20 protein-coding genes, 5 tRNA genes, 3 pseudogenes and 3 other annotated features are annotated in these 24,948 nt (G+C 50.6%); of the genes and pseudogenes, 16 read left to right on the forward strand and 12 right to left on the reverse strand.

What is annotated here, in order from left to right; translation table 11 throughout:
* Positions 1 to 39 precede the first annotated feature (39 nt).
* On the forward strand, positions 40 to 366 hold the full coding sequence (locus tag SF2456) for a hypothetical protein (RefSeq protein NP_708257.1): 327 nt from the start codon (positions 40 to 42) through the stop codon (positions 364 to 366).
* A 140-nt stretch (positions 367 to 506) separates the two neighbouring features.
* On the opposite strand, the gene mntH is transcribed toward SF2456, so the two are convergent.
* Positions 507 to 1,745: a manganese transport protein MntH gene (gene mntH, locus SF2457; RefSeq protein ID NP_708258.1), complete on the reverse strand. Its 1,239-nt coding sequence runs from the start codon at positions 1,743 to 1,745 to the stop codon at positions 507 to 509.
* Positions 1,746 to 2,080: 335 nt separating this feature from the next.
* Between mntH and nupC the strand changes: the two genes are divergently transcribed.
* On the forward strand, positions 2,081 to 3,283 hold the full coding sequence (gene nupC / locus SF2458; protein NP_708259.2) for a nucleosides permease: 1,203 nt from the start codon (positions 2,081 to 2,083) through the stop codon (positions 3,281 to 3,283).
* 359 nt (positions 3,284 to 3,642) lie between these two features.
* Positions 3,643 to 5,561: a sequence feature (Similar to Escherichia coli K12 conserved hypothetical protein gi: 1788739 (769 aa). BLAST with identity of 99% in 639 aa. This CDS has been truncated. The sequence has been checked and is believed to be correct.), on the reverse strand.
* Here nupC and yfeA read toward each other — a convergent pair.
* The 3 genes and pseudogenes from yfeA to SF4489 all read right to left on the reverse strand — a co-directional run bounded on the left by yfeA (position 3,643) and on the right by SF4489 (position 5,843).
* Positions 3,643 to 5,561: pseudogene (gene yfeA / locus SF2459) on the reverse strand. It overlaps the preceding feature by 1,919 nt.
* A gap of 91 nt (positions 5,562 to 5,652) precedes the next feature.
* Positions 5,653 to 5,728, reverse strand: a tRNA-Ala gene (locus SF4488).
* A gap of 39 nt (positions 5,729 to 5,767) precedes the next feature.
* A tRNA-Ala gene (locus SF4489) sits at positions 5,768 to 5,843 on the reverse strand.
* Positions 5,844 to 6,078: 235 nt separating this feature from the next.
* On the opposite strand from SF4489, the gene yfeC reads away from it, so the two are divergent.
* Both yfeC and yfeD read left to right on the forward strand, forming a co-directional pair.
* A complete protein-coding gene (gene yfeC / locus SF2460; RefSeq protein ID NP_708260.2) occupies positions 6,079 to 6,423 on the forward strand; it encodes a hypothetical protein in 345 nt (114 codons plus the stop codon).
* Positions 6,424 to 6,445: 22 nt separating this feature from the next.
* On the forward strand, positions 6,446 to 6,823 hold the full coding sequence (gene yfeD, locus SF2461) for a hypothetical protein (protein ID NP_708261.1): 378 nt from the start codon (positions 6,446 to 6,448) through the stop codon (positions 6,821 to 6,823).
* Positions 6,824 to 6,874: 51 nt separating this feature from the next.
* On the opposite strand, the gene gltX is transcribed toward yfeD, so the two are convergent.
* Positions 6,875 to 8,290 carry a glutamyl-tRNA synthetase gene (gene gltX / locus SF2462; RefSeq protein NP_708262.1) on the reverse strand — a complete coding sequence of 472 codons (1,416 nt, stop codon included), beginning with the start codon at positions 8,288 to 8,290 and terminating at the stop codon, positions 6,875 to 6,877.
* A gap of 258 nt (positions 8,291 to 8,548) precedes the next feature.
* On the opposite strand from gltX, the gene SF4490 reads away from it, so the two are divergent.
* The 4 genes from SF4490 to flxA all read left to right on the forward strand — a co-directional run bounded on the left by SF4490 (position 8,549) and on the right by flxA (position 9,440).
* Positions 8,549 to 8,624 (forward strand) — tRNA-Val (locus tag SF4490).
* 43 nt (positions 8,625 to 8,667) lie between these two features.
* Positions 8,668 to 8,743, forward strand: a tRNA-Val gene (locus SF4491).
* Positions 8,744 to 8,747: 4 nt separating this feature from the next.
* Positions 8,748 to 8,823 (forward strand) — tRNA-Lys (locus SF4492).
* A 275-nt stretch (positions 8,824 to 9,098) separates the two neighbouring features.
* Positions 9,099 to 9,440, forward strand: coding sequence for a hypothetical protein (gene flxA / locus SF2463; RefSeq protein NP_708263.1), 342 nt, complete (start codon positions 9,099 to 9,101; stop codon positions 9,438 to 9,440).
* Here the strand turns inward: flxA and yfeR are convergent.
* A complete protein-coding gene (gene yfeR, locus SF2464; RefSeq protein NP_708264.1) occupies positions 9,431 to 10,357 on the reverse strand; it encodes a LysR family transcriptional regulator in 927 nt (308 codons plus the stop codon). The two genes, flxA and yfeR, sit on opposite strands and share 10 nt — an antisense overlap.
* Positions 10,358 to 10,446: 89 nt before the next feature.
* On the opposite strand from yfeR, the gene yfeH reads away from it, so the two are divergent.
* Positions 10,447 to 11,445 (forward strand): cytochrome oxidase, encoded by a 999-nt coding sequence (gene yfeH, locus SF2465; RefSeq protein ID NP_708265.1) that lies wholly within the window; start codon positions 10,447 to 10,449, stop codon positions 11,443 to 11,445.
* Between the two features lie 216 nt (positions 11,446 to 11,661).
* Here the strand turns inward: yfeH and ligA are convergent, their stop codons facing one another.
* Both ligA and zipA read right to left on the reverse strand, forming a co-directional pair.
* Positions 11,662 to 13,677 carry an NAD-dependent DNA ligase LigA gene (gene ligA / locus SF2466; protein NP_708266.1) on the reverse strand — a complete coding sequence of 672 codons (2,016 nt, stop codon included), beginning with the start codon at positions 13,675 to 13,677 and terminating at the stop codon, positions 11,662 to 11,664.
* A 70-nt stretch (positions 13,678 to 13,747) separates the two neighbouring features.
* Positions 13,748 to 14,731 (reverse strand): cell division protein ZipA, encoded by a 984-nt coding sequence (gene zipA / locus SF2467; protein NP_708267.2) that lies wholly within the window; start codon positions 14,729 to 14,731, stop codon positions 13,748 to 13,750.
* A 232-nt stretch (positions 14,732 to 14,963) separates the two neighbouring features.
* Here zipA and cysZ point away from each other — a divergent pair, with 232 nt between their 5' ends.
* The 5 genes from cysZ to crr all read left to right on the forward strand — a co-directional run bounded on the left by cysZ (position 14,964) and on the right by crr (position 19,844).
* Positions 14,964 to 15,725: a sulfate transport protein CysZ gene (gene cysZ, locus SF2468; RefSeq protein NP_708268.1), complete on the forward strand. Its 762-nt coding sequence runs from the start codon at positions 14,964 to 14,966 to the stop codon at positions 15,723 to 15,725.
* Between the two features lie 184 nt (positions 15,726 to 15,909).
* Positions 15,910 to 16,881: a cysteine synthase A gene (gene cysK / locus SF2469; RefSeq protein ID NP_708269.1), complete on the forward strand. Its 972-nt coding sequence runs from the start codon at positions 15,910 to 15,912 to the stop codon at positions 16,879 to 16,881.
* A gap of 383 nt (positions 16,882 to 17,264) precedes the next feature.
* The gene (ptsH, locus tag SF2470) at positions 17,265 to 17,522 is read left to right on the forward strand and encodes a PTS system phosphohistidinoprotein-hexose phosphotransferase subunit Hpr (RefSeq protein NP_708270.1); all 258 of its coding nucleotides are present in this window, start codon (positions 17,265 to 17,267) and stop codon (positions 17,520 to 17,522) included.
* 44 nt (positions 17,523 to 17,566) lie between these two features.
* A complete protein-coding gene (gene ptsI, locus SF2471; protein ID NP_708271.1) occupies positions 17,567 to 19,294 on the forward strand; it encodes a phosphoenolpyruvate-protein phosphotransferase in 1,728 nt (575 codons plus the stop codon).
* 40 nt (positions 19,295 to 19,334) lie between these two features.
* Positions 19,335 to 19,844: a PTS system glucose-specific transporter subunit IIA gene (gene crr, locus SF2472; RefSeq protein ID NP_708272.1), complete on the forward strand. Its 510-nt coding sequence runs from the start codon at positions 19,335 to 19,337 to the stop codon at positions 19,842 to 19,844.
* A gap of 41 nt (positions 19,845 to 19,885) precedes the next feature.
* Here the strand turns inward: crr and pdxK are convergent, their stop codons facing one another.
* Positions 19,886 to 20,737 (reverse strand): pyridoxal-pyridoxamine kinase/hydroxymethylpyrimidine kinase, encoded by an 852-nt coding sequence (gene pdxK / locus SF2473; protein NP_708273.1) that lies wholly within the window; start codon positions 20,735 to 20,737, stop codon positions 19,886 to 19,888.
* Between the two features lie 104 nt (positions 20,738 to 20,841).
* Here pdxK and yfeK point away from each other — a divergent pair, with 104 nt between their 5' ends.
* A complete protein-coding gene (gene yfeK, locus SF2474) occupies positions 20,842 to 21,216 on the forward strand; it encodes a hypothetical protein (RefSeq protein ID NP_708274.1) in 375 nt (124 codons plus the stop codon).
* Positions 21,217 to 21,248: 32 nt separating this feature from the next.
* Positions 21,249 to 21,972 (forward strand) — a sequence feature (Similar to Escherichia coli K12 conserved hypothetical protein gi: 1788760 (245 aa). BLAST with identity of 96% in 241 aa. This CDS contains an in-frame stop codon. The sequence has been checked and is believed to be correct.).
* A pseudogene (locus SF2475) lies at positions 21,249 to 21,972 on the forward strand. Its footprint overlaps the feature before it by 724 nt.
* Before the next feature lie 203 nt (positions 21,973 to 22,175).
* Here SF2475 and cysM read toward each other — a convergent pair.
* From cysM to cysW, 3 genes and pseudogenes are all read right to left on the reverse strand, one after another.
* A complete protein-coding gene (gene cysM, locus SF2476; RefSeq protein ID NP_708275.2) occupies positions 22,176 to 23,087 on the reverse strand; it encodes a cysteine synthase B in 912 nt (303 codons plus the stop codon).
* Positions 23,088 to 23,220: 133 nt separating this feature from the next.
* Positions 23,221 to 24,318 carry a sulfate ABC transporter ATP-binding protein gene (locus tag SF2476a; RefSeq protein YP_008439268.1) on the reverse strand — a complete coding sequence of 366 codons (1,098 nt, stop codon included), beginning with the start codon at positions 24,316 to 24,318 and terminating at the stop codon, positions 23,221 to 23,223.
* Positions 24,308 to 24,757, reverse strand: a sequence feature (Similar to Escherichia coli K12 sulfate transport system permease W protein gi: 1788762 (150 aa). BLAST with identity of 95% in 149 aa. This CDS contains an in-frame stop codon. The sequence has been checked and is believed to be correct.). (Overlaps the previous gene by 11 nt.)
* Positions 24,308 to 24,757: pseudogene (gene cysW / locus SF2477) on the reverse strand. (Overlaps the previous feature by 450 nt.) Before cysW ends, SF2476a begins: the two are co-directional and overlap by 11 nt.
* Positions 24,758 to 24,948: the final 191 nt, after the last annotated feature.

Genomic DNA, 24,948 nt, shown 5'->3' on the forward strand with positions numbered 1-24,948 from the left:
ACAGGCCGCTGACGGCTTCGATCGTGAAGGAGAATAACAATGTTCAGGTCACTGTTTCTGGCGGCCGCCCTGATGGCATTTACCCCGCTTGCAGCAAATGCAGGTGAAATCACCCTACTGCCATCGATCAAATTACAAATTGGCGATCGCGATCATTACGGTAATTACTGGGACGGTGGTCACTGGCGAGATCGTGATTACTGGCATCGCAATTATGAATGGCGCAAAAACCGCTGGTGGCGTCATGATAATGGCTATCATCGTGGCTGGGATAAGCGTAAAGCATATGAGCGTGGCTATCGTGAAGGCTGGCGCGATCGTGACGATCATCGCGGAAAAGGCCGCGGACATGGGCACCGCCATTAAACGCGTCCTCCAATGGAGCACAATGCCTGATGCGACGCTAGCGCGTCTTATCAGGCCTACAAACCGGCTCTTTAACGCGTAGGGCGGATAAGGCGTTTACGCCGCATCCGCCAATAGTGCCAGATGCGACGCTCATTCAACTACAATCCCAGCGCCGTCCCCACCAACAACCAGATATTCAGCGCCACGACCAGCACTACAATCACCCAGCCTGTCTGTTTTACGCGTTTGCTGTTCACCAGATCGCCCATCAACTTGCTGTCACTGGTGAAAATCAGCAGTGGAACCAGCGCCAGGGCGATACCAAAACTTAACAGCACCTGACTCATAACCAGAATCCGTGTCGGATCTAATCCCATCAGAATGACAATAAATGACGGCAACATGGTGACTGTACGACGCACCCACAGCGGGATATGGAAGCGAATGAATCCCTGCATCACCACCTGCCCCGCCAGTGTCCCCACCACCGTTGAGGACAGTCCGGCAGCAACCAGACTTAACCCAAAGACCGTTGCCGCAGCATGGCTTAACAGCGGTTGCAGCGTCAGATAAGCCTCATCAAGATCGGCAACACCAGTATGACCAGAAAAGTGGAACGCCGCCGCAGCTGTAGCCATCATCACCAGATTGACAAAACCGGCAATCGTCATGGCGATAGCCACATCCCATTTGGTGGCGGAATAACGTTGTTGACGCGAACCGCCATGTAAATGCTGAGTGAGCGAAGAGTGCAAATAAATCACATGCGGCATAATCGTCGCCCCTAACACGCCTGCTGCCAGGAAGACCGCCTCCGAAGTAGGTAAACTCGGGATCACCATTCCTTTACCCAGCTGCGCCAGGTTAGGCTGGGAGAAAATCAACTCGACAATGTAAGCCGCGGCAACAAACAACAGTAACCCGCCAATCACTTTCTCCAGCGGTTTTTGCCCGCGACGTTGCAGCATTAAAATCAGGAAAGTCGCGATCCCCGTCAGCACCGCGCCCTGCAACAACGAAACACCAAGAATGAGTTTAAAACCGATCGCCGCACCAATAAATTCCGCCAGGTCGGTTGCCATCGCAATAATTTCTGCCTGAACCCAATAGAACCACACTACGGGACGCGGATAGTGATCACGAATCTGCTCCGCCAGATTTTTACCGGTGGCAATCCCTAGTTTGGCAGAGAGGATCTGAATCAGCATCGCCATCAGGTTGGCCCAAACGACAACCCACAGTAGCTGATAGCCGAAGCTAGCACCCGCCTGAATATTGGTCGCATAGTTACCGGGATCGATATAACCAATCGCCGCAATGAACGCAGGTCCCATTAATGCGAGCCTCATCTTACGCGCCGCCCGTCCGCTGCTACTCTCAACGCGATAGTTCGTCATCTTGTGCCTCTAAAACATAGCCTTTGCTATGTTTCATGCTATGCTAAACGAGAATGATTATCAAATTCATTTAAATGGATTGTGGTGATTTCTCTGATAGACCAAGATTATGATTACGAAAAGATTGATGACTTGAATGTTATGGTTATGTTTAATGTTAGCACATTTACATAACTTTCAGCTTCCATACACAACATAGCAGAAATGTATGACAGATCACTATTTTTGAAGCCTGTCACAGGACGTCATTATAGTGTGTGTCAGATCTCGTTTTCCTTAACCATGTTACATAGAATGTGCACGGAAATTTAACCTGCCTCATATTTGGAGCAAATATGGACCGCGTCCTTCATTTTGTACTGGCACTTGCCGTTGTTGTGATTCTCGCACTGCTGGTAAGCAGCGACCGCAAAAAAATTCGTATCCGTTATGTTATTCAACTGCTTGTTATCGAAGTGTTACTGGCGTGGTTCTTCCTGAACTCCGACGTTGGTTTAGGCTTCGTGAAAGGCTTCTCCGAAATGTTCGAAAAACTGCTCGGATTTGCCAACGAAGGGACTAACTTCGTCTTTGGTAGCATGAATGATCAAGGCCTGGCATTCTTCTTCCTGAAAGTGCTGTGCCCAATCGTCTTTATCTCTGCACTGATCGGTATTCTCCAGCACATTCGCGTGTTGCCGGTGATTATCCGCGCAATTGGTTTCCTGCTCTCCAAAGTCAACGGTATGGGCAAACTGGAATCCTTTAACGCCGTCAGCTCCCTGATTCTGGGTCAGTCAGAAAACTTTATTGCCTATAAAGATATCCTCGGCAAAATCTCCCGTAATCGTATGTACACCATGGCTGCCACGGCAATGTCCACCGTGTCGATGTCCATCGTTGGTGCATACATGACCATGCTGGAACCGAAATACGTCGTTGCTGCGCTGGTACTGAACATGTTCAGCACCTTTATCGTGCTGTCGCTGATCAATCCTTACCGTGTTGATGCCAGTGAAGAAAACATCCAGATGTCCAACCTGCACGAAGGTCAGAGCTTCTTCGAAATGCTGGGTGAATACATTCTGGCAGGTTTCAAAGTTGCCATTATCGTTGCCGCGATGCTGATCGGCTTTATCGCCCTGATCGCCGCGCTGAACGCACTGTTTGCCACCGTTACTGGCTGGTTTGGCTACAGCATCTCCTTCCAGGGCATCCTGGGCTACATCTTCTATCCGATTGCATGGGTGATGGGTGTTCCTTCCAGTGAAGCACTGCAAGTGGGCAGTATCATGGCGACCAAACTGGTTTCCAACGAGTTCGTTGCGATGATGGATCTGCAGAAAATTGCTTCCACGCTCTCTCCGCGTGCTGAAGGCATCATCTCTGTGTTCCTAGTTTCCTTCGCTAACTTCTCTTCAATCGGGATTATCGCAGGTGCAGTTAAAGGCCTGAATGAAGAGCAAGGTAACGTGGTTTCTCGCTTCGGTCTGAAACTGGTTTACGGCTCTACCCTGGTGAGTGTGCTGTCTGCGTCAATCGCAGCACTGGTGCTGTAAAACCATACATAAAAAAGCCGGGGATCATTCCCCGGCTTTTTTACGCCTGTTAATCAGCTAATGGCTGCGGGCGACCAATCAAATACCCTTGCAGATATTGCACCCCGAGCTTATGCAATAGCGCCTGCTGCTGTTGCGTCTCGACAAACTCCGCGTGGTGAGTGTGCTGTCTGCGTCAATCGCAGCACTGGTGCTGTAAAACCATACATAAAAAAGCCGGGGATCATTCCCCGGCTTTTTTACGCCTGTTAATCAGCTAATGGCTGCGGGCGACCAATCAAATACCCTTGCAGATATTGCACCCCGAGCTTATGCAATAGCGCCTGCTGCTGTTGCGTCTCGACAAACTCCGCGACCACATGTTGTACATGCTGCTTTCTGCGTTAGAAAACGCCTGCTCCTCGGTGATCTCAAGAATGACCGCCTGCGGGGAGATGTGATAACGCTTAAACAGACGAATAATCCGCCCGGCAATATTCTTTTGCAGCAGCGTGAGCGGCATTAAATTGACTGAAAAGCGCGGTCCTTTTTTGTCGCAAGGGTGTGTTGCCAGCCACTTCAACAAGGATTCCAGCACTTGCAAATCAAAACGCGCGCTAAGGTTAAACTGAGCAATAAGGGGCAGAAACTTATCCGGGGTCATAATGCCGCCGTCATATTTCAGTCGCGCGAGGATCTCATCATAACCTTCACCCTCTTTGTTGCGAATTGGCTGGGCGTAGAGCAGCAAATCACCCTGATCTAACGCCGTGCGAATGGTATTCAGCAATAGCACCTGTTTAGTGGTCTGCCCGGAAACCATCTCCTCTCTGCTATCCAGCGCCAGCACATGATGATGTGCGCAGGATTGCTCCGCCAGCCAGCTTAACTGCCCCAACAAGGGTTGCAGGGTTTCCTGATTTCCATCAAAACGCCCCCAGGCAGCACCATAGCCCATATCCAGCCCGGTATTGTTCCAGTGAATTTGCCGACTATTCAGGATGTTAACCATATGCTGGAGTCGCCCTTCCGTTTCCGGCCCGCTCAGCACTAACAGCAGTTCACTACCCGGCAATTGATACAACTTTTCGTTTTCCTGCATCAACGGCAGCAGCGTACGGCAAATTGAGCGGATACAGTGAACGCGCATCATTAAGCCGTAATGACGACTCATAAACTCAAGATTATCAATGCGCAGGCAGCAAAAACTCTTGCCCGCCTCTTGCTCCGGCGCTTGTTCCAACGCACGAAAGTTGGGTAGGAGCGTTAACGGATCTGTTAGCGCCTGCAAATGCCAGCGGCGATTAAGCCATTCACTGCGATGATAAATGCGCACCATATAGAGCAGGCAAACGCTAAAGGAAATCAGCACCGCGAGAATAAATGCCAGCGAATATTCGGTTTCCACCCCTTGCAAAAAGTTCTGATTGTAATTCAGAAGGCAAAGCGTTGAAACAGCCCAGGTGAGATTTAAAAACGGATAGCGAAGATTACCGACCCCGAGGGTAAAGATGATGAAGAAAACGGGTACCAGGTAACCGGCAATAAAGTCGTTTTCATAAGGTGTGCACAACAGAAGTAGCAGCACGCTTAACGCTGCCAGCCAGCTTAAGGTAAATGCGAGTGAGATAGTAGAAAAGCATGTTGTAAATCAGCACTGCGGTGAAAAGGCTTAGTAAATCAACGACCGTGAAAATGGCATCCGCATCGCCGAAAAAGGTGGATATCTTTAGCGGGAAATCAAAGAAGCTCCCCACAAGATACATGCTGCATTTGATGCCGATCGGCGTCACCAAACCAAGCCAGAACAGACGTTGCCAGACATATCGGCTGGTCAATCCATAACGCCAACGCGTCCCCAGCTGCCAGCGTAATATTGCGCAGGCACACAACACGACAAACGTCTGGCTGCCGAGCATGACCGCAGTCTGTAAAAAAGAGAGATGAAAGTTCCACAGATTGGTGCAAAACATCCCGCATAAAACGGGAACGACACCGCGCCAGCCAAAGATAAACAAGATTGACAGCATTACGCACAGTGGCATCCACGCCAGAAAGATATAACTGGAATGGATAATGGCAAGTGGCGAAATAAAACGGGATAGCTGAATAAGTACCACGGTGAGCGTAAACGCTAGTGTGAATATCTTGATATTTTTTATCAGGTTATGCTCCACAAACATGAGTACACTACTCTCACTGATCGGGGTTTTCAGGCACACAAATAATAAGTTTATTCGCATCGCGAAGCAAACAGGGGCCAGCCTGTTGCCGATTTTTCATCCAATGATGCTTTCACCAGGCGGCGCTAACCCGGACGTAGACTGTATTACAAAAGCGGCAAAAAGCAGAGACAAAAAACCCCCGCTTTGCAGCGAGGGTTGGAAATTTGGTGGAGCTAAGCGGGATCGAACCGCTGACCTCTTGCATGCCATGCAAGCGCTCTCCCAGCTGAGCTATAGCCCCACGATGCGTTTACGTACCAAATTTGCTGGGTGCAAAATTTGGTGGAGCTAAGCGGGATCGAACCGCTGACCTCTTGCATGCCATGCAAGCGCTCTCCCAGCTGAGCTATAGCCCCGTCACGTAAAGCTTGTCGAGTTGACGGGCGGCATCATATGAATTCCGCCCGAATGTGTCAACGGCAAATTGCAACGTGTAGTTTCAATCGCTGAAAAATCAGGCAAATGAACAATTTTGGAAAACCGCTCGCATTCAGTAGTTATTCATGTCACGGTTTCCTGTAAAGTGGTGTTATAAAATGAACTACTAATAGACCCACATACATTCAGGGAATTGTTATGTTCAAGGAGAGGATGACACCAGATGAACTTGCCAGACTGACCGGCTATAGCCGCCAGACCATTAATAAATGGGTACGCAAGGAAGGCTGGACAACGTCACCAAAACCTGGCGTCCAGGGTGGCAAAGCCCGACTGGTTCACGTCAATGAACAGGTTCGTGAATATATTCGCAATGCTGAACGTCCAGAAGGTCAGGGAGAAGCGCCTGCCCTTTCTGGTGATGCGCCGCTTGAAGTATTGCTGGTGACACTGGCGAAAGAGATGACGCCAGTTGAACAAAAACAGTTTACATCCTTGCTTCTGCGGGAAGGGATTATCGGATTGTTACAACGCTTAGGGATTCGCGATAGCAAATAATATGAAAAGATTACGCAATAAAATGACCACCGAAGAACTGGCTGAATGCCTCGGTGTGGCTAAACAAACTGTTAACCGTTGGACCAGAGAAAAAGGCTGGAAAACGGAAAAATTTCCCGGCGTGAAAGGCGGTCGTGCCAGACTTATTCTGGTCGATACGCAAGTTTGCGAGTTTATTCAGAACACGCCAGCCTTCCATAACACACCAATGTTGATGGAAGCTGAAGAGAGAATTGCTGAATACGCTCCTGGAGCACGCGCCCCGGCGTATCGACAAATCATCAACGCGATAGATAATATGACAGACATTGAGCAGGAAAAAGTCGCGCAATTTTTGTCACGTGAAGGAATTATAATTCGCAATTTCCTCGCCCGTCTCGATATTGACGAATCAGCATAAATAAAAAACGGCAGGATATTATCTCCTGCCGTTTATCTTTTTACACGCTAATTACTGCTGATTTTCGCGTTCAGCAATAAAATCCAGCGCTTTGTTGATACGCTCGATACTGCGGGTCTTACCAATTGCGTGAACGGTAACATCCAGTGCTGGAGACTGCCCCGCACCGGTTACGGCGACACGCAGCGGCATACCAACTTTACCCATACCCACTTCCAGCTCATCCGCCGTCGCCTGAATAGCGTGATGAACGTTTTCAGCGGGCCAGTCAGTAATCGCGGCCAGTTTGTCACGAACCACTTCCAGCGGCTGACGCGCTACCGGACGCAGATGTTTTTTTCGCGCATCGGCATCGAACTCAGCAAAATCTTCGTAGAAATAACGGCAGCTCTGTGCCATCTCTTTCAGCGTCTTGCAGCGTTCGCCCAGCAGTTTCACCAGATCAGCCAGCTGCGGGCCGTTACGGGTATCGATATTTTCCTGCTCAATGTGCCACTGTAAGTGAGTAGCAACATACTCCGGCGGCAGCGCGTTAATGTAGTGATGGTTCAGCCACAGCAGCTTGTCGGTGTTGAACGCACTGGCAGATTTGCTGACGGCATTCAAAGTGAAGTATTTGATCATCTCTTCACGAGTGAAGATTTCCTGATCGCCGTGGGACCAGCCCAGACGCACCAGATAGTTCAGCAGTGCTTCTGGCAAATAACCGTCATCACGATACTGCATTACGCTGACTGCCCCGTGACGTTTGGACAGTTTTTTACCGTCATCGCCATTGATCATAGAAACGTGCGCGTAAACCGGCACCGGCGCTTTCAGGGCCTTAAGAATGTTGATCTGGCGCGGCGTGTTGTTGATATGGTCTTCGCCACGGATAACGTGGGTGATTTCCATATCCCAGTCATCGACAACCACACAGAAGTTATAGGTTGGGGAACCATCGGTACGGCGGATAATAAGATCGTCCAGTTCCTGGTTGCTGAACTCGATCGGACCACGGATCTGATCGTCAAAAACAACAGAACCTTCCTGCGGGTTAGCAAAACGTACAACACACGGTTCATCATCAGCATGATGCTCATGGCTGTGGCGGCAGCGACCGTCATAACGCGGCTTCTCACCTTTCGCCATTTGCTCTTCGCGCAGCGCTTCCAGGCGCTCTTTAGAGCAATAGCATTTATAAGCAGTGCCCTCTTCCAGCATCTGATCGATCACCGCGTTGTAGCGATCAAAACGTTTGGTCTGGTAGTACGGACCTTCATCCCACTCCAGGCTCAGCCAGTTCATGCCATCCATAATGGCTTCGATAGCTTCCGGCGTGGAACGCTCAAGATCGGTGTCTTCAATACGCAGCACGAACTCACCGCCGTGGTTACGTGCAAAAAGCCAGGAGTAAAGAGCAGTACGCGCGCCGCCAACGTGCAGATAGCCTGTTGGGCTTGGCGCGAAGCGAGTTTTGATTTTCATGAAATGGCCTTACGTTTAGAAAGATGCCGACAACCGGCAAATCCTGGAAAAATTGAGTGGGCGATATTCTATCACTCCCGCCTGATTCCTCAATGTAGTTCGGGTTTCTACCTTACGCATTATTGTTTTCGTTGACAAATTGCGCAACACGGTCTGTTTTGCGATCATCTTGCTTAAATTTACGACGAACGAACAATTTCTTTAGAAAATGCGTTGACTCATTTTGAACTCTCCCTATAATGCGACTCCACACAGCGGGGGTGATTAGCTCAGCTGGGAGAGCACCTCCCTTACAAGGAGGGGGTCGGCGGTTCGATCCCGTCATCACCCACCAACTACTTTATGTAGTCTCCGCCGTGTAGCAAGAAATTGGAAGTGGGTGATTAGCTCAGCTGGGAGAGCACCTCCCTTACAAGGAGGGGGTCGGCGGTTCGATCCCGTCATCACCCACCACTTCGGGTCGTTAGCTCAGTTGGTAGAGCAGTTGACTTTTAATCAATTGGTCGCAGGTTCGAATCCTGCACGACCCACCAATGTAAAAAAGCGCCCTAAAGGCGCTTTTTTGCTATCTGCGATACTCAAAGATTCGAACCTGCAGCAGGTTTGAGTTGAGCGCAGCGAAACAACGGAGCCGCTCGCGGCGACGGCCCGAAGGGCGAGCGAAGCGAGTCATCCTGCACGACCCACCAATGCAAAAAAGCGCCCTAAAGGCGCTTTTTTGCTATCTGCGATTTGTAAGATTGATTTTTCTTCTCAAGTTCCTTGTTCTTCTACCGATATTACCTCGTACAGTGACGAGGACTGAACAATGGCCACTATCTCTTCAACTTCAATTCCTTCCATACAAACACAGAGTAGTAACAGGGCATCACAAGGTAGCGATGTTGCTTCACAAATCGCGCGGATAAGTCAGCAAATCATCAAACTCACTCAACAAATTAAAGAGATTGTAGACACTAGCGGCAGTGCTGAAGACAAGCAAAAACAGGCCGAATTGATTCAACAGCAAATCACCCTACTGGAAACACAACTGGCGCAGTTGCAGAAACAGCAGGCAGAAAAGGCGCAGGAGAAAGAGCAGCGTTTGTCTCTGAATGTATCCCTTCTAAATCCTGTTGAAAAAACGACTCATATCGATATCTATATCTGATACAACGGATCCCCTTCCCGACCAGCCATTAGCGCATTGCCCTGGTCTCGTACCACGTCCCATAACGCTTCAGCGGCGGTGGAAAGTGAACGGTTCTTCCTGCGCACCAGCATCAACTGGCGTTCAACCACCGGCGTAATGCGCTTAACCACCAGTGGGCTACCTTCAGGCAATGGTAGCGCCAGTGCAGGAAGAATACTGATGCCGATGCCTGCGGCTACCATCGGGAACAGCGTCGCCGGATGTCCAATCTCCTGCACAATATTCGCCTGAATACCATTGCGCGCCAGCGCTGCGTCAATCAGCGGTCGGCTGCCTGACGCGTAATCCTGCAACACCAATTTCGCTCCCTGTAATGCCTGCCAGGGTACATAATCTTCCACGGCCAAAGCGCTATCGCGATGGCAAAGCAGAAAGAAAGGCTCGGAAAGAATCGCTTCACATTGCAGATCGCCCACTGGGCCTGGATCGATGACGATGCCAAAGTCGACATCTCCCTGGCGAATACTTTCCATCACCCACTGCTGCGGACGATCATGCAGGACAAACTGAATATCTGGATAGCGGCGATGGCTTTCAGCAATGCATTGCGGAATAAGATGCGCGGAAATGGTCTGGCTGGCAGCGACCCGAACTTTTCCGCTCAGTTGTTGCCCCATACGCCCGGTATCGCGCAACGTGCTGTTAAGTTCATCCAGCAGTCGCTCAAGACGCAAAGCCAACTGCTGCCCTGCATCTGTAAGCACCACTTCACGCGTGGTTCTGTCCAGCAGGCGAACACCAGTATGATTTTCCAGCTCCTTCACACTGTGACTTACTGCCGACTGGCTCAAGCCGATACGCTCTCCTGCACGACTAAAACTTTTCTCCTGCGCTACTGTGACGAAAACCTTTAATTGTTTTAAAGAATAATTCATCTGTTTTCTTCATGAATGGATGCAATAAATCAATTTTATTTCTCAAACTGGAAGAAGCACAATAGAACCATCGATCATCTGGAGTCTTTATGAAACTTTTTCGTATCCTCGATCCTTTCACCTTAACCCTGATCACGGTGGTGTTGCTGGCCTCTTTCTTTCCGGCCAGAGGCGATTTCGTCCCCTTCTTTGAAAATCTGACCACCGCAGCTATTGCCCTGCTGTTCTTTATGCACGGCGCGAAGTTGTCGCGTGAGGCGATTATTGCTGGCGGTGGTCACTGGCGACTGCATTTGTGGGTAATGTGCAGCACCTTCGTGCTGTTTCCGATTCTGGGTGTACTGTTTGCCTGGTGGAAACCGGTAAATGTCGACCCGATGCTCTACTCCGGTTTTCTCTACTTGTGCATTCTCCCGGCTACCGTGCAGTCTGCAATCGCCTTCACGTCAATGGCGGGCGGTAACGTCGCGGCGGCGGTTTGTTCTGCGTCAGCATCCAGCCTGCTGGGGATTTTCCTTTCACCATTGCTGGTTGGTCTGGTGATGAATGTTCACGGTGCAAGGGGCAGCCTTGAGCAGGTCGGTAAAATTATGCTGCAACTGCTGCTGCCGTTTGTGTTGGGGCATCTTTCCCGGCCGTGGATTGGTGACTGGGTGTCGCGCAATAAAAAATGGATTGCGAAAACTGACCAGACGTCCATTCTGTTGGTGGTTTATACAGCGTTCAGCGAAGCCGTCGTTAATGGTATCTGGCATAAAGTTGGCTGGGGATCATTGCTGTTTATCGTGGTGGTCAGCTGCGTTCTTCTGGCTATCGTGATTGTAGTTAACGTCTTTATGGCACGCCGACTGAGCTTCAATAAGGCAGATGAAATTACTATCGTCTTTTGTGGTTCGAAAAAGAGTCTGGCAAATGGCATCCCGATGGCAAACATTCTGTTCCCCACATCGGTGATCGGTATGATGGTGCTGCCCCTGATGATTTTCCATCAGATCCAATTGATGGTCTGTGCGGTGCTGGCGCGTCGATACAAACGCCAGACCGAACAGTTACAGGCGCAGCAGGAAAGCAGCGCCGATAAAGCTTAAAGCGGACGCTTCAGGGGCTGGACCAGTTGCGTCAGCCCCTCGGTTTTAATCAGCAGCGTGATTTGCATTAGCTCACCGAGCTTCCCTGCCGGGAACTCATCTTTGCGGGCAAACCACAGCAGATACTCCTCCGGCAGGTCAATTAAGCGACGCCCTTTGTATTTGCCAAACGGCATTATCGTATTGGCTATTTCAATCAGCTGCTCTTTTTCCATCTCAGCTACCCAGCAAACGCAGCATTTCCGCTTCGTCGATGACTTCAATGCCCAGTTCCTGCGCCTTCGCCAGTTTAGATCCTGCAGCTTCACCCGCTATCACCAGATCGGTTTTCTTCGACACGCTGCCCGCGACTTTCGCGCCCAGTTCGACCAGTCGAGCTTTAGCGTCATCACGCGACATCTGGCTTAAGCTGCCCGTAAGCACCACGGTTTTACCAGCAAACGGGCTGTCAATCTCTTCCGCGTTGATAACGATCGGCGCAGGCCAGTGAACACCTTCCGCCAACAGCTCGCTGATGACATTGCGGTTGCTTTCTTCGGCAAAGAAGTTGTGAACGTGGGATGCAACGACAATGCCAACATCAGGCACCTTTTGCAGCTCTTCAATCGAAGCGGCTTCCAGCGCTTCCAGCGTGCCGAAATATGCCGCCAGACCTGCTGCGGTGGCCTCGCCGACTTCACGGATGCCAAGTGCATAGAGGAAGCGAGCAAAGGTGGTTTCTTTCGCTTTTTCCAGCGCGTTAACCACGTTTTGTGCCAATTTTGGCCCCATACGCTCCAGTCCGGTCAGTTTGCCTGCGGTGAGTTTGAACAGATCTGCCGGAGTATGGACATATTCTTTTTCAACCAGCTGATCGATGATTTTGTCGCCCATTCCGTCAACATCCATCGCACGGCGGGAAACAAAGTGTTTCAGCGACTCTTTACGCTGCGCACCGCAAATCAGGCCACCGGTACAGCGGGCAACCGCTTCACCTTCCACACGCTCAACGTCAGAACCACATACCGGACAATGCGTCGGGAATACAACCTCACGGGTATCTTCCGGGCGTTCAGAAAGCACGACGTTAACCACCTGCGGGATCACGTCGCCAGCGCGGCGAATCACCACTTTATCGCCAATGCGTAAACCAAGACGTTCGATTTCATCCGCATTGTGTAAGGTTGCGTTACTCACCAGCACGCCAGCAACATGGACAGGTTCCAGACGCGCAACAGGCGTAATCGCGCCAGTACGCCCAACCTGAAACTCGACGTCACGCACAAAGGTCATCTGCTCCTGCGCCGGGAATTTAAACGCAACCGCCCAGCGCGGGGCACGCGCGACAAAGCCAAGCTGCTCCTGCTGTTCCAGTGAGTTGACCTTAATCACCACGCCGTCGATATCAAAGCCCAGCGTCGGGCGGTCTTCTTCCACTTTGTGATAGAACGCCAGCACTTCTTCCGCCGATTCACAAAGCGTTACCCGATCGCTGACCGGCACCCCCCACTTTTTAAATTGCAGTAAACGGCCAAGATGAGTATCCGGCAGCTCGCCACCTTCCAGAACACCAACGCCATAGCAGAAAAAAGTGAGCGGTCGCTTCGCTGTAATACGCGGATCAAGCTGACGCAGTGAACCAGCTGCCGCATTACGTGGGTTAGCAAAAACTTTCCCGCCCGTGCGTCGCGCATCTTCGTTAATCTTTTCGAACCCCGCCTGCGGCAGGAACACTTCACCACGCACTTCCAGACGCGCCGGGATATTCTCTCCGTGCAGCTTCAGCGGAATGGCGCGAATAGTACGCACATTAGACGTGATATCTTCCCCGGTGGTGCCATCGCCACGGGTCGCGGCACTGACTAAAACGCCATTTTCATACAGAATACTGACGGCAAGGCCATCCAGCTTCAGCTCACAGCACCAGGTGACTTTCTCGTTGTTTTTCAGACGGTCCTGCACACGTTTGTTGAAAGCAAGAAAGCTTTCTTCATCAAAAACGTTATCCAGTGACAGCATTGGTACTTCATGGCGTATCTGGCTGAAAGCTGCCAGCGGCGCAGCACCTACACGTTGGGTAGGCGAATCAGGCGTAATCAGTTCTGGATGTTTGGTTTCCAGCTCGCGCAGTTCGCGCATCAGCCTGTCGTATTCAGCGTCGGGAATTTCCGGCGCATCCATCACATGATAAAGATATTCATGATGGCAAAGCGTCGTTCGCAGTTCTGTCAGTTGTTGTTCGATTGATTCCATATCGCACCATCAATGCTAAAAACCCCCGACAAGCGGGGGTTCGAAGAGGAGTTAATTTGCCTTAAGTGTATCAGGCGTTGGCGTCTTTGACTTCGCGGATGATGTCCTGGTACTCGCGCAATTTCTGCGGAGTCATCATACGGCGCTGATCGTCAAGCACGACACCGCCCACTTCATCGGCAATATGCTGCGCAGATTGCAGCATCAGCTTGAAGTTCTGCAGCTCGTCACCGTAAGACGGTACCTGCATAAAGATAGTGACACCCGGAGTAGTGAAATCCTTCATTTCAGGATCAAAGGTTCCCGGTTTCACCATATTCGCCAGGCTGAATAACGCCGGGCCGCTGCCATCCGGGCTAAGATGACGATGGTAAATATTCATATCGCCAAAAATGAAGCCCGCTTGTTGAATGCTGTTAAGAAGCAGTTCACCGTTTAGCTCGCTACCGTGATGCGCCGCGACGTTCATGATAATCACCGCTTCTTTGCGCTTCGGTTTATCCATAACTGGAGCCGGTTCCGCTACAGGCTCAGGCTGTGGTGCCGCTACGGGTTCTGCAGGCTGGAAAGCCTGTTGTGCCGGTTGCGGTGCTGAATGCACAGGCTGCGGCGCTGGCGCGACCTGTGGCGAAACTGGCTGCTGCAACGGCTGTTCAGGCTGCGGCTGATAGGCAGGCTGCTGCACCGGCTGCGCTGGACGCGGAGCATGTTGCGGCGGTACCTGCGCTTCAGGCGGCTGCTGGACCGGTTGACGCGGCTGCGCAGACGCATAAGGCGGTAGGTACTGGTGTTGCGGCGACGGACGAGCAGCCTCATGCTCCTGAGCGTTAGCCGGGGCATGATTCACGCGGTGAACACGAACCTCACCAACGCCCTCATCATCTTCGACATCCTCGTCATAAGAATCGTCGTCACGTTTTGACTTCATTCGTTTTAATGGCCGATCGCGGAACATAGAAGATCGTTCTTTACGGCTGGTCCAGAAACCATGTACCAGTAAAGCGATTATGGCGATCGCGCCAACAATGATTAATATCAGACGCAAATCCTGCATCATTATATTCTCTGTTGTTCTAACACCTTGCCACCACGGCAAACATTTACTCACTAAGAGTATTTGCCGATTACCTCAAGTGCAAGTGCACTATTAACTTTCACAGCACAAAGATAGATGAAATCGTGCTTTTTGCTGTTTTTTCGAACATATCCTAACTGTCCATTGCGCAATTACCCGGTAAAATACGCAGAATTTTCCTGGGATTGGTCAAAAGGAGCTCATCCTGATTATGGTTTCATCATTCACATCTGCCCCACGCAGCGGTTTTTACTATTTTGCGCAAGGCTGGAAGCTCGTCTCGCAACCTGGGATTCGGCGTTTCGTTATTTTACCGCTGCTGGTCAATATTTTGTTGATGGGGGGCGCATTCTGGTGGCTCTTTACACAGCTCGATGTCTGGATCCCGACTTTCATGAGTTACGTTCCGGACTGGCTACAATGGCTGAGTTATCTGTTGTGGCCTCTGGCTGTCATCTCTGTGCTGTTAGTGTTTGGCTATTTCTTCTCCACGATTGCTAACTGGATTGCCGCTCCGTTTAACGGTTTATTGGCTGAACAACTGGAAGCACGATTGACTGGCGCTACACCGCCAGATACCGGGATTTTCGGTATCATGAAAGATGTGCCGCGAATCATGAAACGCGAATGGCAAAAATTTGTCTGGTATCTGCCGCGCGCAATTGTATTACTAATTCTTTACTTCATCCCTGGTATTGGGCAAACCGTCGCGCCGGTACTGTGGTTCCTGTTTAGCGCCTGGATGTTAGCCATCCAGTATTGCGATTACCCCTTCGATACCCACAAAGTGCCGTTTAAAGAGATGCGCACCGCCCTGCGCACACGCAAAATCACCAATATGCAGTTTGGTGCTTTAACCAGCCTGTTTACGATGATCCCGCTGCTTAATCTGTTCATCATGCCCGTTGCCGTTTGTGGCGCGACGGCGATGTGGGTCGATTGCTATCGCGATAAACACGCGATGTGGCGGTAACAATCTACCGGTTATTTTGTAAACCGTTTGTGTGAAACAGGGGTGGCTTATGCCGCCCCTTATTCCATCTTGCATGTCATTATTTCCCTTCTGTATATAGATATGCTAAATCCTTACTTCCGCATATTCTCTGAGCGGGTATGCTACCTGTTGTATCCCAATTTCATACAGTTAAGGACAGGCCATGAGTAAGATTTTTGAAGATAACTCGCTGACTATCGGTCACACGCCGCTGGTTCGCCTGAATCGCATCGGTAACGGACGCATTCTGGCGAAGGTGGAATCTCGTAACCCCAGCTTCAGCGTTAAGTGCCGTATCGGTGCCAACATGATTTGGGATGCCGAAAAGCGCGGCGTGCTGAAACCAGGCGTTGAACTGGTTGAACCGACCAGCGGTAATACCGGGATTGCACTGGCCTATGTAGCTGCCGCTCGCGGTTACAAACTCACCCTGACCATGCCAGAAACCATGAGTATTGAACGCCGCAAGCTGCTGAAAGCGTTAGGTGCAAACCTGGTGCTGACGGAAGGTGCTAAAGGCATGAAAGGCGCAATCCAAAAAGCAGAAGAAATTGTCGCCAGCAATCCAGAGAAATACCTGCTGCTGCAACAATTCAGCAATCCGGCAAACCCTGAAATTCACGAAAAAACCACCGGTCCGGAGATCTGGGAAGATACCGACGGTCAGGTTGATGTATTTATTGCTGGCGTTGGGACTGGCGGTACGCTGACTGGCGTCAGCCGCTACATTAAAGGCACCAAAGGCAAGACCGATCTTATCTCTGTCGCCGTTGAGCCAACCGATTCTCCAGTTATCGCCCAGGTGCTGGCAGGTGAAGAGATTAAACCTGGCCCGCATAAAATTCAGGGTATTGGCGCTGGTTTTATCCCGGCTAACCTCGATCTCAAGCTGGTCGATAAAGTCATTGGCATCACCAATGAAGAAGCCATTTCTACCGCCCGTCGTCTAATGGAAGAAGAAGGTATTCTTGCAGGTATCTCTTCTGGAGCAGCTGTTGCCGCAGCGTTGAAACTACAAGAAGATGAAAGCTTTACCAACAAGAATATTGTGGTTATTCTACCATCATCGGGTGAGCGTTATTTAAGCACCGCATTGTTTGCCGATCTCTTCACTGAGAAAGAATTGCAACAGTAATGCCAGCTTGTTAAAAATGCGTAAAAAAGCACCTTTTTAGGTGCTTTTTTGTGGCCTGCTTCAAACTTTCGCCCCTCCTGGCATTGATTCAGCCTGTCGGAACTGGTATTTAACCAGACTAATTATTTTGATGCGCGAAATTAATCGTTACAGGAAAAGCCAAAGCTGAATCGATTTTATGATTTGGTTCAATTCTTCCTTTAGCGGCATAATGTTTAATGACGTACGAAACGTCAGCGGTCAACACCCGCCAGCAATGGACTGTATTGCGCTCTTCGTGCGTCGCGTCTGTTAAAAACTGGCGCTAACAATACAGGCTAAAGTCGAACCGCCAGGCTAGACTTTAGTTCCACAACACTAAACCTATAAGTTGGGGAAATACAATGTTCCAGCAAGAAGTTACCATTACCGCTCCGAACGGTCTGCACACCCGCCCTGCTGCCCAGTTTGTAAAAGAAGCTAAGGGCTTCACTTCTGAAATTACTGTGACTTCCAACGGCAAAAGCGCCAGCGCGAAAAGCCTGTTTAAACTGCAGACTCTGGGCCTGACTCAAGGTACCGTTGTGACTATCTCCGCAGAAGGCGAAGACGAGCAGAAAGCGGTTGAACATCTGGTTAAACTGATGGCGGAACTCGAGTAATTTCCCGGGTTCTTTTAAAAATCAGTCACAAGTAAGGTAGGGTTATGATTTCAGGCATTTTAGCATCCCCGGGTATCGCTTTCGGTAAAGCTCTGCTTCTGAAAGAAGACGAAATTGTCATTGACCGGAAAAAAATTTCTGCCGACCAGGTTGATCAGGAAGTTGAACGTTTTCTGAGCGGTCGTGCCAAGGCATCAGCCCAGCTGGAAACGATCAAAACGAAAGCTGGTGAAACGTTCGGTGAAGAAAAAGAAGCCATCTTTGAAGGGCATATTATGCTGCTCGAAGATGAGGAGCTGGAGCAGGAAATCATAGCCCTGATTAAAGATAAACACATGACAGCTGACGCAGCTGCTCATGAAGTTATCGAAGGTCAGGCTTCTGCCCTGGAAGAGCTGGATGATGAATACCTGAAAGAACGTGCGGCTGACGTACGTGATATCGGTAAGCGCCTGCTGCGCAACATCCTGGGCCTGAAGATTATCGACCTGAGCGCCATTCAGGATGAAGTCATTCTGGTTGCCGCTGACCTGACGCCGTCCGAAACCGCACAGCTGAACCTGAAGAAGGTGCTGGGTTTCATCACCGACGCGGGTGGCCGTACTTCCCACACCTCTATCATGGCGCGTTCTCTGGAACTGCCTGCTATCGTGGGTACCGGTAGCGTCACCTCTCAGGTGAAAAATGACGACTATCTGATTCTGGATGCCGTAAATAATCAGGTTTACGTCAATCCAACCAACGAAGTTATTGATAAAATGCGCGCTGTTCAGGAGCAAGTGGCTTCTGAAAAAGCAGAGCTTGCTAAACTGAAAGATCTGCCAGCTATTACGCTGGACGGTCACCAGGTAGAAGTATGCGCTAACATTGGTACGGTTCGTGACGTTGAAGGTGCAGAGCGTAACGGCGCTGAAGGCGTTGGTCTGTATCGTACTGAGTTCCTGTTCATGGACCGCGACGCGCTGCCCACTGAAGAAGAACAGTTTGCTGCTTACAAAGCAGTGGCTGAAGCGTGTGGCTCGCAGGCGGTTATCGTTCGTACCATGGACATCGGCGGCGACAAAGAGCTGCCATACATGAACTTCCCGAAAGAAGAGAACCCGTTCCTCGGCTGGCGCGCTATCCGTATCGCGATGGATCGTAAAGAGATCCTGCGCGATCAGCTCCGCGCTATCCTGCGTGCCTCGGCTTTCGGTAAATTGCGCATTATGTTCCCGATGATCATCTCTGTTGAAGAAGTGCGTGCACTGCGCAAAGAGATCGAAATCTACAAACAGGAACTGCGCGACGAAGGTAAAGCGTTTGACGAGTCAATTGAAATCGGCGTAATGGTGGAAACACCGGCTGCCGCAACAATTGCACGTCATTTAGCCAAAGAAGTTGATTTCTTTAGTATCGGCACCAATGATTTAACGCAGTACACTCTGGCAGTTGACCGTGGTAATGATATGATTTCACACCTTTACCAGCCAATGTCACCGTCCGTGCTGAACTTGATCAAGCAAGTTATTGATGCTTCTCATGCTGAAGGCAAATGGACTGGCATGTGTGGTGAGCTTGCTGGCGATGAACGTGCTACACTTCTGTTGCTGGGGATGGGTCTGGACGAATTCTCTATGAGCGCCATTTCTATCCCGCGCATTAAGAAGATTATCCGTAACACGAACTTCGAAGATGCGAAGGTGTTAGCAGAGCAGGCTCTTGCTCAACCGACAACGGACGAGTTAATGACGCTGGTTAACAAGTTCATTGAAGAAAAAACAATCTGCTAATCCACGAGATGCGGCCCAATTTACTGCTTAGGAGAAGATCATGGGTTTGTTCGATAAACTGAAATCTCTGGTTTCCGACGACAAAAAGGATACCGGAACTATTGAGATCATTGCTCCGCTCTCTGGCGAGATCGTCAATATCGAAGACGTGCCGGATGTCGTTTTTGCGGAAAAAATCGTTGGTGATGGTATTGCTATCAAACCAACGGGTAACAAAATGGTCGCGCCTGTAGACGGTACCATTGGTAAAATCTTTGAAACCAATCACGCGTTCTCTATCGAATCTGATAGCGGCGTTGAACTGTTCGTCCACTTCGGTATCGACACCGTTGAACTGAAAGGCGAAGGCTTCAAGCGTATTGCTGAAGAAGGTCAGCGCGTGAAAGTTGGCGATACTGTCATTGAATTTGATCTGCCGCTGCTGGAAGAGAAAGCCAAGTCTACCCTGACTCCGGTTGTTATCTCCAACATGGACGAAATCAAAGAACTGATCAAACTGTCCGGTAGCGTAACCGTGGGTGAAACCCCGGTTATCCGCATCAAGAAGTAATTCTTGCCGCAGTGAAAAATGGCGCCCATCGGCGCCATTTTTTATGCTTCCGCCAGCGGCGGCAAAATCAATTCATCGCTCTCATGCTGCTGGGTGTAGCGCATCACTTCCAGTACGCGCAACCCCGCACGGTGCACCGCATCGTTTAACGCCTTCCCTTTCAGCAAACCACTGATAAGCTGAGCACAAAACAGGTCGCCAGTCCCTTTCAGGTCGGTTTTTACCCGTGAATGGGAAATGACATTCACGCTGTCGGCACTGACCACCACCACCTGCATCTCCTGATTTTCTTCATTACCGGAGGCGCTGGTAATCACCACCCATTTTAATGTGTCTGAAAGCAGACTTTTTGCGGCAGCAATGGCACTGTCGAGATCGCGGCAATTTTTACCGGTCAGGATTTCCAGCTCAAAGATATTGGGGGTAATTCCCTGCGCCAGCGGCAGTAAATATTGTCTATACGCCTCGGGAAGGTCAGGTTTGACATAAATTCCGCTATCAATATCGCCAATCACCGGATCGACCATGATCAATAGGTCAGGATGGTCTTTGCGTAGCGCAGTCAGCCACTCGGCAAGGATTTTGATTTGCGATGCCGTTCCCATATAGCCCGTGGTTACAGCACGAAGTTGGCGCAGCGCATCACGCTCCTGAAACGCACGCAAATAGCCGCTAAACCATTCGTCCGGAATCGCACCACCGTAGAAAGTGTCATAATGCGGCGTATTGCTCAGCAATACCGTCGGCACGGCAAAGACATTCAAGCCGTTCTGTTTTATAGCAGGCACCGCAATGCTGTTGCCTACGCTTCCGTACACTACCTGCGACTGCACGGCGACGATATCCGCCTGCAGCGCCCTACTCTTATCGTTAAACAACAACAAACTACTCATTTAATTTTTTCTCCTTGCCGATGATCCTCATCGTATTCCAACCGAAACTTTACCTGATTCTGGCAGTCAAATCGGCTATTACAAAACAAAGATAAGGTAATTCAGTGAAGAAAATCATTTGTCTGGCCATTACGCTGCTAATGACACTCCCCGCTTACGCGAAGTTAACTGTTCATGAAGAAGCCCGCATCAACGCCATGCTGGAGGGATTAGCACAGAAAAAGGATTTGATATTTGTGCGCAACGGTGATGAACATACCTGCGATGAAGCGGTTTCCCACCTGCGTCTGAAGCTCGGCAATACCCGTAACCGCATTGACACTGCCGAGCAGTTTATTGATAAGGTAGCTTCGTCGTCATCGATTACCGGGAAGCCGTATATCGTGAAGATCCCCGGTAAGAGCGATGAGAACGCACAGCCTTTTTTACATGCGTTAATTGCGCAGACGGATAAAACGGTGCCTGCGGAAGGAAATTAATCCGCTTTGGTAAGGCATTTACAGGAGGTAACATGAAAAAATGCTTTATTTATCACGATGAAAAATCGAATAAATTTTGGTGGATAGATTACGAAGGGGATAGTTTAGCTGTCAACTATGGCAAGGTAGGTAGTATTGGTAAATTCCATACAAAAGAATTCGATAATGAAGAACAGTGTCTGAAAGAAGCCAGTAAATTGATTGCCGCAAAAATGAAAAAAGGATATCAAGAAACTCCAGACTTTAACTTCATGGATCTCTACTATTTTGATGATGAAGAGATTGGGTTACATCTTAAAACGTCACACCCAAACTTCCAGTGCCATTTTACTGATCCACTTTATATGTGTTGCTGGGATGAAGAATCTCCTTTTGGTAGCGATGAAGGTGCTGATGCTCTAAACGAACTTGAAAATAGCCTCCGTTCTGGACTGTGCTGATTTCCCTCAAATGTTAATTGAAACTATGTGGGGTATGAAATACATCGCTATGGACAGTATTCTTGAAGAGGATGTGCGTGCGCAATTACTAGCCGATGAAATGAGCTCTATCCAGAGCAATATGATTACCTACGCGACTGCATTCGGTCAGATCAAAGTCATGGGTAAAATCTCCCATAAACTTAAAAAGATGGGACTCAATGCACTAGCGCGTCATCAGCTTACCGCAAAAATTCTTCAATGGGGTGACGGTCAGGACTCACCAATACTTCAAAAAATGATTGATGACCTTACTGCTTTTCCACACGAAAATTAAAAACTGCATTTGTCGGCAGCAACAACTGCCGACAAATCAGATTATTGACAAAGTGCACTTTGTTTATGCCGGATGCGGCGTAAACGCCTGATCCGGCATAAAAATATTGCTAATTCAATATATTGCAGAAACATTGTAGGCCTGATAAGCGGAGCGCATCAGGCAGTTTTGCGTTTGTCATCAGTCTCCAATGCTATTAATCCTTAAATCCCTGCCCCCTGACTAAAATGCTCTTCCCCAAACACTCCGGTGGAGAGGTAGCGATCGCCACGATCGCAGATGATCGCTACCACCACCGCACCAGGGTTAGCTTTTGCCACCCGCAGTGCTCCAGCAACCGCGCCGCCTGAGCTGACGCCACAGAATATTCCTTCCCGCACCGCCAGTTCGCGCATGGTGTTTTCCGCATCGCGCTGATGAATATCCAGCACCTCATCCACCAGCGCAGCGTTGAAAATCCCCGGCAGATATTCCGCAGGCCAGCGGCGAATGCCCGGAATACTGCTGCCTTCTTCCGGTTGCAGGCCAACAATGGTCACCGGTTTGGATTGTTCGCGCATAAAGCATGAAACGCCGGTGATAGTGCCGGTCGTCCCCATGCTGGAGACAAAATGAGTGATGCGCCCGCCGGTTTGCTGCCAGATTTCCGGCCCGGTGGTGGTGTAATGCGCATAAGGGTTATCGGGATTATTGAACTGATCGAGCAGCTTTCCTTCGCCACGATTCGCCATCTCCAGCGCCAGATCGCGCGCACCTTCCATGCCCTGCTCTTTGGTGACAAGAATCAGTTCCGCACCATAAGCACGCATCGCCGCACGGCGTTCCTGGCTCATGTTGTCGGGCATCAGCAATTTCATGCGATAGCCTTTCAGCGCGGCAATCATTGCCAGCGCAATGCCGGTGTTACCACTGGTGGCTTCGATTAAGACATCACCCGGTTTAATTTCCCCGCGCTTTTCCGCCTCGACGATCATCGAAAGTGCCGCACGATCTTTCACCGAACCTGCCGGGTTATTGCCTTCCAGTTTTAACCACACTTCACTGCCGTTATCCGGCCCCATTCGCTGCAACTTCACCAGAGGCGTATTGCCTATTGTTTGTTCTAATGTACTCACAATCTCTATCCATACGTGGTGTTGCCTGATGCGACGCTTGCGCGTCTTATCAGGCCTACAGGTTACAAACCTTGCCATTAAAAAGCCCGGATCGCGGGAAGCGCCTCCGGGCGTTTAACATTCACTCAACCTATCAGGCGCTTTGTGCGAGAGCAAGTTCCTCATCGCGGGTTTCAATACGCTCGTCGCCGTTATACAGCCGCGCATGTTGCAGACCAACGAATAAACGCTCGCCATGCTGCGGGGCATCGTCGCCATGCATCACGACCGTCAGCGGTTCGTTGTACCACCCCAGCGGCTGCACCACTAATTGGGTGTAGTGACCTTTCGGGCTGGCTTCCAGTACCTGTACCGGCAGCGGCGAATCGAGACTGGTACGGCGGCTGATATCCACTTCCCACGGGCGCAGGAAGAGATCCACCGGCCCCTGATACGCAGGTGTGTAGCCCAGCGGCCAGCGATGCGCGCCAACATGGAACTGCCCGCCGCGAATGGTTCCCTGCAGGCGGTTCACTTCGCCCATAAATTCGAGTACAAAACGGGTCGCTGGTTCGCGCCATACCTGATTCGGCGCATCAGCCTGTTCAATATTCCCCTGACTCATCACCACTACACGATCGGCTACTTCGGTCGCCTCTTCCTGGTCGTGGGTCACAAACACGCTGGTGAATTTCAGCTCTTCATGCAGTTGACGCAGCCAGCGACGCAGCTCTTTACGCACCTGCGCATCCAGCGCGCCGAACGGTTCATCAAGCAGCAGAATTTGCGGTTCTACAGCCAGCGCGCGCGCCAGCGCCACACGCTGTTTCTGGCCGCCGGAAAGCTGCGCCGGATAACGATCCGCCAGATGCGCAAGCTGGACCATTTCCAGCAATTTTGTCACTTTCGCTTTGATGGCTGCGGCATTCGGGCGCTCGCGACGCGGCAGCACCGTCAGGCCAAAAGTGATATTGTCGAATACCGTCATATGGCGGAACAGCGCGTAATGCTGGAACACGAAACCGACTTTACGATCGCGCGCGTGCAGGCGACTCACGTCGGTGCCGTGGAAGCGAATATGCCCGCTGGTTTGATGCTCCAGCCCGGCGATAATCCGCAGCAGCGTGGTTTTCCCGGAACCGGACGGCCCCAGCAACGCGACCATCTGACCAGAAGGAATATCCAGTGAGATATCGTTCAGCACCTGGGTGCGACCAAAAGACTTCTTGATATTGGCAATCTCAATGCTCATGATGCTCCTCCTGCTGCGCGCGTTTTTCCTGATTCTCCAGGCGCCACTGCAACATACTCTTTAAAAACAGGGTGATAATCGCCATCAACGTCAACAGCGCGGCGGCGGTAAAGGAGCCGACGGTGTTGTAGTCCTGCTCCAACAATTCAATCTGTAACGGCAGCGAAAGTGTTTCGCCGCGAATCGAGCCGGAAACCACCGACACTGCACCAAACTCGCCAATCGCGCGGGCGTTGGTCAGCACCACGCCGTAAAGCAGCGCCCAGCGAATATTCGGCAATGTGACGCGACGGAACATCTGCCAGCCGGACGCGCCAAGCAAAATCGCCGCTTCGTCTTCCTGGCTGCCCTGGCTTAACATCACCGGCACCAGCTCGCGCACCACAAACGGACACGTCACAAAGATGGTGACCAGCACCATTCCGGGCCAGGAGAACATAATTTGCAGATTATGTTCATCCAGCCAGCCGCCGAGCGGGCCGTTGGAGCCGTAGAACAGCAGATACACCAGACCGGCAACCACCGGCGATACAGCAAACGGAATGTCCAGTAGCGTCAGCAGTAACTGGCGTCCCGGGAAGTTAAAGCGCGTCACCAGCCAGGCCAGCAGAATGCCGAACACCAGGTTTA

The sequence above is a fragment of the Shigella flexneri 2a str. 301 genome, assembly GCF_000006925.2.
In the GTDB taxonomy this organism is placed as follows: Bacteria; Pseudomonadota; Gammaproteobacteria; order Enterobacterales; family Enterobacteriaceae; genus ECMA0423.

Bases quoted from the DNA above. Each gene is read 5' to 3' on its own strand.
- SF2456 (NP_708257.1), top strand. From the start codon at position 40: ATGTTCAGGTCACTGTTTCTGGCGGCCGCCCTGATGGCATTTACCCCG.
- mntH (NP_708258.1), bottom strand. From the start codon at position 1,745: ATGACGAACTATCGCGTTGAGAGTAGCAGCGGACGGGCGGCGCGTAAG.
- nupC (NP_708259.2), top strand. From the start codon at position 2,081: ATGGACCGCGTCCTTCATTTTGTACTGGCACTTGCCGTTGTTGTGATT.
- yfeC (NP_708260.2), top strand. From the start codon at position 6,079: ATGACACCAGATGAACTTGCCAGACTGACCGGCTATAGCCGCCAGACC.
- yfeD (NP_708261.1), top strand. From the start codon at position 6,446: ATGACCACCGAAGAACTGGCTGAATGCCTCGGTGTGGCTAAACAAACT.
- gltX (NP_708262.1), bottom strand. From the start codon at position 8,290: ATGAAAATCAAAACTCGCTTCGCGCCAAGCCCAACAGGCTATCTGCAC.
- flxA (NP_708263.1), top strand. From the start codon at position 9,099: ATGGCCACTATCTCTTCAACTTCAATTCCTTCCATACAAACACAGAGT.
- yfeR (NP_708264.1), bottom strand. From the start codon at position 10,357: ATGAATTATTCTTTAAAACAATTAAAGGTTTTCGTCACAGTAGCGCAG.
- yfeH (NP_708265.1), top strand. From the start codon at position 10,447: ATGAAACTTTTTCGTATCCTCGATCCTTTCACCTTAACCCTGATCACG.
- ligA (NP_708266.1), bottom strand. From the start codon at position 13,677: ATGGAATCAATCGAACAACAACTGACAGAACTGCGAACGACGCTTTGC.
- zipA (NP_708267.2), bottom strand. From the start codon at position 14,731: ATGCAGGATTTGCGTCTGATATTAATCATTGTTGGCGCGATCGCCATA.
- cysZ (NP_708268.1), top strand. From the start codon at position 14,964: ATGGTTTCATCATTCACATCTGCCCCACGCAGCGGTTTTTACTATTTT.
- cysK (NP_708269.1), top strand. From the start codon at position 15,910: ATGAGTAAGATTTTTGAAGATAACTCGCTGACTATCGGTCACACGCCG.
- ptsH (NP_708270.1), top strand. From the start codon at position 17,265: ATGTTCCAGCAAGAAGTTACCATTACCGCTCCGAACGGTCTGCACACC.
- ptsI (NP_708271.1), top strand. From the start codon at position 17,567: ATGATTTCAGGCATTTTAGCATCCCCGGGTATCGCTTTCGGTAAAGCT.
- crr (NP_708272.1), top strand. From the start codon at position 19,335: ATGGGTTTGTTCGATAAACTGAAATCTCTGGTTTCCGACGACAAAAAG.
- pdxK (NP_708273.1), bottom strand. From the start codon at position 20,737: ATGAGTAGTTTGTTGTTGTTTAACGATAAGAGTAGGGCGCTGCAGGCG.
- SF2476a (YP_008439268.1), bottom strand. From the start codon at position 24,318: ATGAGCATTGAGATTGCCAATATCAAGAAGTCTTTTGGTCGCACCCAG.